The organism is Nocardioides sp. (genome assembly GCF_035429765.1).
In the GTDB taxonomy this organism is placed as follows: Bacteria; Actinomycetota; Actinomycetes; order Propionibacteriales; family Nocardioidaceae; genus Nocardioides.
The window spans coordinates 1-9,576 of record NZ_DAOMFK010000116.1; the positions used below are offsets into that span (position 1 = coordinate 1).

At 73.6% G+C, this 9,576-nt stretch carries 8 protein-coding genes and 1 tRNA gene; 2 read left to right on the plus strand and 7 right to left on the minus strand.

Going from position 1 to position 9,576, the window contains the following annotated elements; translation table 11 throughout:
* From PLP61_RS11265 to PLP61_RS11275, 3 genes are all read right to left on the minus strand, one after another.
* Positions 1–448: hypothetical protein (locus PLP61_RS11265; protein WP_324502811.1), on the minus strand; the 448-nt coding region annotated here is incomplete at its 3' end.
* A gap of 97 nt (positions 449–545) precedes the next feature.
* Positions 546–1,799, minus strand: coding sequence for a fibronectin type III domain-containing protein (locus tag PLP61_RS11270; RefSeq protein ID WP_324502812.1), 1,254 nt, complete (start codon positions 1,797–1,799; stop codon positions 546–548).
* 80 nt (positions 1,800–1,879) lie between these two features.
* Positions 1,880–1,955: transfer RNA gene (locus tag PLP61_RS11275), tRNA-Gly, on the minus strand.
* A gap of 188 nt (positions 1,956–2,143) precedes the next feature.
* On the opposite strand from PLP61_RS11275, the gene PLP61_RS11280 reads away from it, so the two are divergent.
* On the plus strand, positions 2,144–6,310 hold the full coding sequence (locus PLP61_RS11280; protein WP_324502813.1) for a patatin-like protein: 4,167 nt from the start codon (positions 2,144–2,146) through the stop codon (positions 6,308–6,310).
* Here PLP61_RS11280 and PLP61_RS11285 read toward each other — a convergent pair.
* The gene (locus PLP61_RS11285) at positions 6,303–7,064 is read right to left on the minus strand and encodes an SGNH/GDSL hydrolase family protein (RefSeq protein ID WP_324502814.1); all 762 of its coding nucleotides are present in this window, start codon (positions 7,062–7,064) and stop codon (positions 6,303–6,305) included. The genes PLP61_RS11280 and PLP61_RS11285 overlap by 8 nt on opposite strands.
* A 19-nt stretch (positions 7,065–7,083) precedes the next feature.
* On the opposite strand from PLP61_RS11285, the gene dcd reads away from it, so the two are divergent.
* The gene (gene dcd, locus PLP61_RS11290; RefSeq protein WP_324502815.1) at positions 7,084–7,659 is read left to right on the plus strand and encodes a dCTP deaminase; all 576 of its coding nucleotides are present in this window, start codon (positions 7,084–7,086) and stop codon (positions 7,657–7,659) included.
* Positions 7,660–7,782: 123 nt separating this feature from the next.
* Here dcd and PLP61_RS11295 read toward each other — a convergent pair whose 3' ends face one another.
* The 3 genes from PLP61_RS11295 to PLP61_RS11305 all read right to left on the minus strand — a co-directional run bounded on the left by PLP61_RS11295 (position 7,783) and on the right by PLP61_RS11305 (position 9,386).
* Positions 7,783–7,926, minus strand: a complete 144-nt coding sequence (locus PLP61_RS11295; RefSeq protein ID WP_324502816.1) for a hypothetical protein — start codon at positions 7,924–7,926, stop codon at positions 7,783–7,785.
* A gap of 25 nt (positions 7,927–7,951) precedes the next feature.
* On the minus strand, positions 7,952–8,773 hold the full coding sequence (locus PLP61_RS11300) for a DUF4097 family beta strand repeat-containing protein (protein ID WP_324502817.1): 822 nt from the start codon (positions 8,771–8,773) through the stop codon (positions 7,952–7,954).
* A gap of 82 nt (positions 8,774–8,855) precedes the next feature.
* Complete coding sequence (locus PLP61_RS11305; RefSeq protein WP_324502818.1) at positions 8,856–9,386, minus strand: toxin-antitoxin system HicB family antitoxin; 531 nt, start codon at positions 9,384–9,386, stop codon at positions 8,856–8,858.
* Positions 9,387–9,576 lie beyond the last annotated feature (190 nt).

The window sequence follows — 9,576 nt, forward strand, 5'->3', positions numbered from 1 at the left end:
GGGCCGCGGGGGGCAGCGCAGCCGCGCGGCCCAGGTCGGTGAGCACGTCCAGGTCGCCGGTGCCCCCGCCCTCGGAGGTCGTCCGCCGGGCCGCCACGGCCAGCCGGGCCTGGACCTGGGCCTGGCTGTCCTCGGTCCAGCCGAGGTGCAGGCAGTAGCGGAGCCCGGCGAGGGTGGCGCAGCGCACCTGGCTGTCCACCAGCTGCCCAGGCGTCGCCTTGGCCCGCAGCGCGGGCTGGGCCAGGCCGGCGGCCACCACCCGGTCGATCTCGGCCCGCATGGCGGGGGTGAGGGCGGCACGTCCCGCCGTGGTTCCGGGCGTGTCTGTGGGTCGGTCCTGGCCCGAGGGCCGGATCGCCCCGTCGGGCCCGCGGGAGCCGGGGACGAACGGGGCGGCGGCCAGGAGCAGGCCGAGCGCGATGACAGCGACGGTGCGGCGGCGGGGCATGGGGAAGTCCTCAATCGCGGTGTGCGAGCAGAATCACTCCCACCACGGTAACCCCAAAAGTCACAGATGTCTCATCAGTCACAGAAGCGCGCTGGGATCACTCGGCTCGGGCCCGCGACCAGGCGCCCGGCCCGATCCGGTTCACCGCGCGGACCTGGCAGGTGACCGGCTTGGCCGGCACGCCGCGCACGGTGAGCGGGGAACCCGCCCCCGAGACCTGCTTCCAGGCAGCGGTGCCCCGGTGGCAGCGGGCGGTGTACCGGGTGATCGCGGCGCCGCCGTCGGCGAGCGGTGCCCGGAACCGCACCCGGACCGCGTGGGTGCCGGCGCGGGCCACCGAGCCCCAGCGCGGGACGCCGGGGGCGGTGGGCTTGGGCCGGACCCGGAACTCGGGGGTGGAGAAGCCGAAGTCGCTGATGCGGACCCACACCCCACCGGCCTGCCGGGTGACGGTGTAGTCCACCGGGGTCGAGGTTCCGACGCGGCGGACGGAGAAGGCCGACGCCGTGGTCAGCGTCGTCGGGTCCGGCACGTGGTAGTTGCGGGTCAGCCAGGCATCGGGCAGGAACGTCTCGAACCAGCCCTCGGCGGCCACGTCCGGGCCGGTGGAGCGCAGGTGCGGGTTGACCAGCCGGACGACCAGCGCGTTGGTGTCGAAGTCGTACTCCGTCGAGACCCCCTGGGCGTTGCCCACCTCGACCAGGCCGGCCCGGGCCGCGACCGCCCAGTCCGGCCTGCCCTCGGTCGTCCCGTCCGAGAGTCGGCCGGTCATGAAGCCGTCGTACACCTGGTCGGCGACCGTGTGCTCGTCACCGCACCCGTTCTCGAAGGTGCAGGCCTCATAGTCCGAGAGCCAGGCGATGGGCACGGGGTGGAACGTCACTGTCGTGGTCCAGCCGCCGGTGCTGGTGCCGCCGGAGGACTGCGAGACCTCCCGCATCGCTCCGGTCAGCTCGGTGACCCGGGCAGCACCGGTGTTGAGCACGAACACCCACTGGTGGTCGGGGCTGATGTTGCCGAGGTCCGGCGCGGGCATGCCGACCCGGTTCCACCGCTCGATCCCCAGACGCACGTCGTTCCCGGCCGGGCCGGGGCCGGGGCCGAGGAAGTCGACGAAGGGCACCTCGTAGTCGCCGTCGACGGTGCCCGGCGCGAGGTCCATCTCCTGGCCGTCCCGGGTGACCGAGAGGATGCAGTACTGCCCGTCGGTGTCCGACCCGGTGTGGCACCGGGGCCAGGGCGTGCCGGGCACCGGCAGGGCGTCGGCAGCGGCCGGGCCGGCGAGAAGAAGGGGCAGAGCCAAGATGGGTGCCACCAGAGCGAGCGGAAGGAGCTTCGCGAAGGTCCTCATGGCTCTCACGCTAGGCCCGGGGCGGGCCGCCCGTGGCGGGGTCGCAATGACCTGTTCGTCACATCGCCGGCCCGACGTCGTGGAGCGGATGACGAGACTCGAACTCGCGACATCGACCTTGGGAAGGTCGCGCTCTACCAACTGAGCTACATCCGCAGCGCCGCCCGCGGTGGCGCGGCGGGACCGATGGTAGCAACCCCCCGACGGGCGGACGGCAGACAGGTCTCTGGCGCGCCGCAGCCGCCTCCTCCATGATGGAGCGAACCTCCAGACGGGCCCAGCTCCGGACGGGCCCACCTCCCCCATGGGCCACCTCACGCGGGCCTGCGTCGATCGGAGCAGAGATGGCGGGACTGTCGTCCACGGCGGGCTGGGGCACGGTCCCGCCCGAGGAGATCCGCTTCGGGGTGGTCCTCAACGGCGGCGTCAGCCTGGCCGTGTGGATGGGCGGCAGCGTCCTGGAGCTGGACCGGCTGGTCAAGTCCGCGCACGACCCGACGGTGTGCCCGGCGTACGCCCTGATGCTCCGGCTGGCCGGCGCCTCGGCGCGGGTGGACGTCGTCGCCGGCACCAGCGCGGGGGGCATCAACGGCTCCGCCCTCGCCCTGGCCCAGGTGAACCGTCGGGCCAACGTCTCGATCCTGCGTGACGTGTGGATCGACCAGGGGCAGCTCGAGACGCTGCTGCGCCAGCCGTTCCGTGGCTCGCCGTCCTCGCTGATGAAGGGGGACGCCTACTTCCTGCCCGAGCTCAACTCCGCCCTGGCCCGGCTGGCCAGCCCTGCCGACCTGCGTGACCGCACCGAGGCGCCGGTGGACCTCACCATCGCGACCACCGTGCTCAACGGCAACCAGCTGATCACCACCGACGGGCTGGGCCAGCAGCTGCCCCAGGCGCTGCACGCGGCGAAGTTCCACTGGCGGCGCTGGCCTACACCGCCACCCACGCTGCGGCCCGGCGAGCCCGAGGATCCCTTCGACCTCGCCCACATCCGCGACACCGCCGCCCAGCTCGCCCTGGCCTCCCGCGCCTCCGCGAGCTTCCCGATCGCCTTCGAGCCCACCTTCGTGCCGGTGGGCTCCGACGGGTCGGGGCGGACCGGGGAGGACCTGCTGCTGCGGCCGGACATGGCCACCGTGGTGGAGAGCTGGGGGATGACCTCGCGCCGCGACCGCTCCCGCTTCGCCGTCGACGGCGGGCTGCTCGCCAACACCCCCACGAAGTACGCGCTGCAGGCCATCGAGGCGATGCCCGCCTCCGGCCCGGTCCGCCGGGTGATGCTGCTGGTCTACCCCCACGCGCCCGCCCCCGGACTCGACCCGGCCGACCAGTTCTCCGCCGCGCCGACCCTGCTCACCACGCTCAACGGTCTGCTGGGGGCGCTGTCGGCGCAGGGCGGCCGCACGTTCGTGGAGGAGCTCGAGGGGCACAACCGGCAGGCGGCCGGCCGCCGGGGGACCCGCAGCGACATCCTGGGCACCCTGGGCGGGGCCGACCAGACGCTCGAGTCGCTGGCCCTGGGTCTCTTCCCGCACTACCGGCGGCTGCGCAAGTGGCGGGCGGCGCGCGACCTCGCCCAGCGCAAGGTCGACCAGTTCGCCACCCTCCCGGTCGGGGCGGGGCCGGCCGCGACGGACTGGGGCTACGAACGGGTCCGCACCGCGGCCGAGCGCGCCCAGGACTGGCTCGACGACCGCTCGCGCCGCGAGCAGCCCACCACCGCCGGCACCCCGTCCGCGAACCGGATGGAGGTCGGCCTCCCCTACGTCCCCCGCCAGCTGCCCACCGATGCCGAGCCCGACGTCGGGCCCGGGTGGGGCTGGGGCGTGACCGGGGCCGGCCGGGTGGCCGAGGCGGGGGCGGACCTGCTGCGCCGGCTGGTCTGGGTGCTCCCGCCCGGCCCGGAGTACGACGCGGTGTCCTCCGCCCGGCGTACGGTCTCGGACCTGGCCGCCCGGATCGAGGCCTGCCGGGAGCGGACCGACGCGGTCTGGGACACCCAGGAGGTGCTGGTCAGCCTCGAGCCCAGCCAGTCCTACTGGGCCTTCCGGCTCGGGTGCTACCGCGCGCTGATGGCCGGGGGCGGCACCGACGGCCTGGAGCAGCTGGCGACCCAGATCGCCGAGAACGAGGCCCAGGCGTGCGAGGCGGCCACCCGCGACGCCCGGCGCGGCAACGACCGGCGCACCGCCGTGCTCACCGCCCTGACCCATCAGCTGGGTGCGGTGAGCGAGCATCCCGGCAGTGCGGGCGTGGAGGTCCGCGGGCTCGTGGAGCAGGTGGTCACCGCGCTGCTCCCGGCCCTCGCGGTGCTTCGCGACCTCGACCTCAGCATGCCGAAGGGGTTCGCCGACGCCCGGCTGGACGCCTGGCAGGCCGTGCTCGGCGACCGCGGACTGACCGCCGAGCAGCTGCTCACCCGGCTGCTGCAGCTGGAGGTGGCCAACTCCGCGCTGGGCGACGAGGTGGCCACCGGCTCGACCATCCCGGTCGAGGTGGTGCAGCTGTCCGCGCAGACCGAGAACGCGTTCACCCGCTACACCCGTACCGCCGACGACAAGCTCGGCGGCATGTCGGTCAACCGGTTCGGCGGCTTCCTCAAGCGCTCCTGGCGGCTCAACGACTGGATCTGGGGCCGCCTGGACGCCGCGACCATCCTGTGCCGCACGGTCCTGCACCCGGCCCGGGTGCGCCGCTCGGCTCTGCTCAGCGGGTACGTCGGGCTCGAGGTGACCCGCGAGCAGGCTGAGACGCTGGCGAAGGAGACGCTGGCCGAGATCGTCCAGGAGCTCTTCGGGCCTGAGGGGATCCCTGGTGACGCCTCGCTGCAGGAGCTCGGCACCACCGCGGTGCGCGAGCTGGCCGACTGCTTCGACGTGCCGGGCGTCGCGCCCGGCGACCTGCCCACCTCGATGCCCGCACTCGCCCACCTGTTCGCCCTGGCCGTGCACCTGCGCGTGCTGCCCGACGACCTGTCGGCGCTGCAGAAGGCGATCGACGCCGACCGGCTGGACGGGGCGAACGAGCGCTCGCGGGGGCAGTTCTTCGCCAGCGAGAACGCCCGGCTCATCGACCGGGTCCGCCAGGCGGGGGCCAACGCCGACCCCGAGGACCGTCAGCGCCTGCTGTTCGCGTTCGACCGCGCCGGCATCGGCCGGGAGCCGCTGCAGGCCGAGACCAGCAGCGACCTGATGCTGCGCTCGGGCACCACCGCGGCCGCGGTGGGAGCCACGGTGCTCGACTCGCCGCGGTCCGGACTGGGCGCCCTGCGGCCCCTGACCCGCGGGCTGCGCGGCGCCATGCTCATCGTGTTCTGGGGGATGACCGCCCTCACCGGCAAGGGCGCGATCGCGCGCAGCCTGGCGCTGCTGGGCCTGGCCATGGGGGCGGTGCTGGTCACCCTCGCGGCGTTCGGCGCGGTCCCCGCCGGGCTGGCCGGGCTCGCCGCCGGCATCGGGGTCAGCCTGCTGCTGCTGGCCTTCGCGTACGGCGCGCTGCGCTCCGGCACGATGCTGCACGGACTGGTGCTGCTCACCCCGCTGGTGCCGGTGCTCGCCGAGGCGGTGCAACGCGCCCAGGACAAGGGTGGGAACGACGCGCGCAGCACGGTGACCCTGGGCGCCATCGTCGTCCTGGCGCTCGGGCTGATGGCGCTGGGCACCCTGCCGGCGGCCACCGGCAGCGTCTGGACAGGACTGGACCGGCTGGCCGACCGGATGGGGGTGCCGCCCGCCGGGACGGGCGGGGGCACCACCCACCGGGTCGCCCGCGGGGTGATCCGCGGGCTGCGCGGGCTGCTGCGGCTGCTGGCCGCGCTCGGCTGGCGGCTGCTCTTCCTGCTCGCCCCGCTCGCCCTGGCCGTCTGGGTGGTCGGCAGCGGCTGGAGCACCGTGGTCACCTGGCTGGACGACCACTTCGCGCTGGTGGTCGCGCTGGCCGTGGTCGCGGTGGTCGTCGGGGTGCTCTCCGCGGCGTACTTCGGCGGTCGGCTCCAGGTCCTGGCCGAGGACCGGTCCGGGGAGAAGATGCTGTGGAGCTGGCGCCGCGTCGCCCACCCTGCCGGGGTCTCGGCCAGCTGGGCGGTGGTCTACGGAACCGGCTACCTGGTGCTGGCGCTGGTGCTGGTCCGCGACCCGTGGGACTGGCGTGCGGACGCCTGGGCCCAGGCCCTCTGCCTGACCGCGCTGCTGCTCGGGGCCCTGCTCACCCTGGTCGTCCCGGTCGCGGTACCGCTGCGGGCCCTGGCGGGGGTGGTGGTCGCCGAGCAGGACCGGGCGCACACGGTGCCGGAGTTCCTCGCCACGCCGGGCGACTTCGCCGGGCACGACGTCGGCGAGATCACCGCCGACCAGTCCTACGTGGTGGACCTGATCCAGCGTGACGCGGCCTACCGGCGCTGGGTCGCCTACCAGCCCGGCAAGGGCGTGGCGGTGCCGCGGCTGACCAGGTCCGGGCAGAGGATCCGCCGGCTGGTCCGCCCCGACGGGTCGCGGTCGTCCGGCCTCAGCTGATCGGCGTCAGGGCCGGCCGTTTGGGGCTGACGGTGTCGCCGCTGGACCGGCCGGTGACCCGGCGGTGCACCCACGGCACCGCGTGCTCGCGCACCCAGCGCGCGTTCTGCCGCCGGGCCTCGGCCCGCGTGGTGCGGGGCTGCTCGGGCACCGCCGGCTCGACCAGCCCGTGGGCGACGCCCAGCCGGTCGAGGGTGGCGATCGCGATGTGGCTGTGGCCGAAGGAGTTCAGGTGCATCCGGTCGTCGTCCCAGATCGCCCAGGCGGGGGCGTCCCGCATCCGCCACATGTCGACCACCAGGGCGCCGTGGCTGTCGGCGATCTCCCGCACCCACTCGTTGTAGATCGCCATCCGGCCGCGCACCGGGCGGAAGATCACCGAGATCCCCGGGTCGTAGGCGGTGAACATCACCACCGTCGCGCCGGTGGCGGCCAGCCGGCCGATCGCGCCGTCGTACGCCGCCGCGAGGGCGTCGATGTCGACCTTCGGACGCAAGATGTCGTTCGCGCCGGCGTAGATCGTGACCAGGTCCGGGGCCAGCGCGACCGCCGGCTCGACCTGCTCGTCCAGGATCCGGTGCAGCTTGCGGCCCCGGATCGCCAGGTTCGCGTAGCCGAAGTCCGGCGTCTGCCGCGCCAGCACCTCCGCGACCCGGTCCGCCCAGCCCCGCAGCCCGTTCGGCCGGGCCGGGTCCGGGTCTCCCACGCCCTCGGTGAAGGAGTCGCCGAGCGCGACGTACCGATGAAACTCCATGCCGGGTAGGTTACGTGCCGTGCTGCTCTCCGACCGCGACATCCTGGCTGAGATCGATGCCGAGCGGATCACACTCAACCCCTGGGACTCCGCGATGCTGCAGCCGTCGAGCATCGACGTGCGCCTCGACCGGTTCTTCCGGGTGTTCGAGAACCACAGGTACCCCCACATCGACCCCGCCGAGGACCAGCCGGAGCTGACGCGGGAGGTGGTGCCGGAGGGCAACGACCCGTTCATCCTGCACCCCGGCGAGTTCGCGCTGGGCTCGACGTACGAGGTGGTCTCGCTGCCCGACGACGTGGCGGCGCGGGTGGAGGGCAAGTCCTCGCTGGGGCGGCTGGGGCTGCTGACGCACGCCACGGCCGGCTTCATCGACCCCGGCTTCACCGGGCACGTCACGCTGGAGCTGGCCAACGTGGCGACCCTGCCGATCAAGCTCTGGCCAGGGATGAAGATCGGCCAGCTGTGCTTCTTCCGGCTGACCAGCCCCGCCGAGCACCCCTACGGCTCGCCGAAGTACGGCTCGCGCTACCAGGGGCAGCGTGGCCCGACGCCTTCCCGGTCCTTCCAGAACTTCCACCGCACGCCGATCTGACCCCCGCCCGGTAGCCGCCCTGGGGTGGCGGCTGGATCTGCCGTTTGGACCCAAACGGCAGATTTCGGGGCCATTTCTCTGTCGTTTGGGTCCACACCGCAGGTGTTGACCGTGGGGCCAGGCTCAGCCGTCGAGCCGGTCGGCGACGCGGCGGAGCCCGTGGGCGAGCTGGGTACGGCGGGGGGTGCGGGGCATCCGGCGGGTGGGCGTGGAGCGCTCGGTGATGAGTTGTCGGGCGACCTTCTCGATGTCGGGGTAGCTGTTCATGGTGGTCTCCTTGGTGACCGATGGGTCAGAGCTGACGAAGGACGATGTCGCCGGTGACGGACCGGGCGCGGATCTCGAGGTGGTCCTGGCCCTCCTCGGGCTGGCCGGCGCCGACCAGGCTGGACCTGATCGAGCCGGTCGTGGTGGTGATGTCGGTCCAGACGGGGACCCCGCCGGGGACGCCGACCTCGACGTCGCCGGAGGCCCCGTTGGCCACCAGGCTGCCGGCGTGTGCGGTGCCGACCGAGAGGTCGCCGCTGCCAGTGGTGAAGGAGAGGTCGCCGCGCACCTCGGTGACGACGAGGTCCCCGGACCCGGTCTTCACGGCGGTCGCACCCTCGGCCCGTTGGACCTCGACGTCGCCCGAGCCGACCGACACCGCGGTTGCGGCCTGGACGCTGCCGAGGCGGACGTCCCCGGACCCGGACTTGACCCTCAGCGGTGCCGCGGCGCGGCGGACCTCGATGTCACCGGAGCCCGTCTCGACGGCAGTGGCGGCCTCGACGGCGGCGATCACGATCTCGCCGGAGCCGGACTTCACCTGGCACTGGCCCAGCCTGCCCTCGACCTCGATGTCGGCCGAGCCGGTCCTGACCCGGGCCTCGGAGTCGGCGGGAAGGATGACGGTCACGTCCAGCTCGGGCTCTCCGCCGAGGAATCCGGAGCGCGTTCGGGGAGCGATGATGCTGATCTGGTCATCCTCCCGGCTGACGGCGTCCTCGGCGCCTCGACCCTCGACCCGGACGTAGGTCTCCTGGGTGTCGGTCGCGCTCAGGCGGACGCTGCCCTTGCCGGTCTGGACGAGGAGTCGGATCGGGTCGGGGGTGTGGAAGCGGTGCTCGGTCACGTCGGGCTCCTGACAAGGTCGGTGGAGGGTGTGCTCGCCCGCGGGCACGGCGCGTCGCGCCGTCCCGGGGGAAACGGGGGGTCTAGACCCAGCCGGACATCCGGCGGCCGCGTCTGCCGCCGAGCTGGTCGTTGCTGAGGAAGGGGATGCTCGAGAGATCCAGGTCGATGTTGATCGCCGTCTCGCTGGTGGCCGCGCGGACCACGTTGACCAGCCAGGTGTTGAGACTGTGGCCGGCCTTGGCGGCCATCTCCTCGGCGCGGGCCTTCACCGACTCCGGGATGCGCAGGGTGATCCGGGCCATCCCGCCCTCCTCGGCCTCGTCGAGGGGCGGCGCCGAAGGCGGCGCGGGCGGGGTGGGGGGCAGCGCGGCGGGTGCCTGCACGACGAACTCGAGCTCGCGTCCGTTCAGCCGGACGTCGACGGCGCCGGCGGGCATCTCGGAGGTGATCTCCGCGGCGGCCTGGGACAGCGCCTCCATGAGCGCGAGTCGCGCGGCCGGGTCGAGTGCCAGCGCCAGCCGCTCGGCCGCCTGCCGGGTCTCCTCGCTGCCGGTGTCCGCAGCGGCGACCAGGTCTCGCCGGAGGCTGTCGACGTACGGGGTGATGTCCATGTGCACCACTATGACATCACTGTGACGTCATAGTCAAGAGAGTGTGACATCAAAATGGTGGTGGCATTGGTGGCACCGTCCGTCATCGGGTGCGGTCCGGCCGGCCACGCACCCGGCCACGGCACCCGCCCAGGACACGGCTACTGGTGCGTACGACGCGCCAGTTACGTCGTACGCACCAGTAGCCGGG

What these genes read in the sequence shown, in the direction of transcription:
- PLP61_RS11270 (WP_324502812.1), bottom strand. Translation starts at nt 1,799, where the DNA reads ATGAGGACCTTCGCGAAGCTCCTTCCGCTCGCTCTGGTGGCACCCATC.
- PLP61_RS11280 (WP_324502813.1), top strand. Translation starts at nt 2,144, where the DNA reads ATGGCGGGACTGTCGTCCACGGCGGGCTGGGGCACGGTCCCGCCCGAG.
- PLP61_RS11305 (WP_324502818.1), bottom strand. Translation starts at nt 9,386, where the DNA reads ATGGACATCACCCCGTACGTCGACAGCCTCCGGCGAGACCTGGTCGCC.
- PLP61_RS11295 (WP_324502816.1), bottom strand. Translation starts at nt 7,926, where the DNA reads ATGAACAGCTACCCCGACATCGAGAAGGTCGCCCGACAACTCATCACC.
- PLP61_RS11285 (WP_324502814.1), bottom strand. Translation starts at nt 7,064, where the DNA reads ATGGAGTTTCATCGGTACGTCGCGCTCGGCGACTCCTTCACCGAGGGC.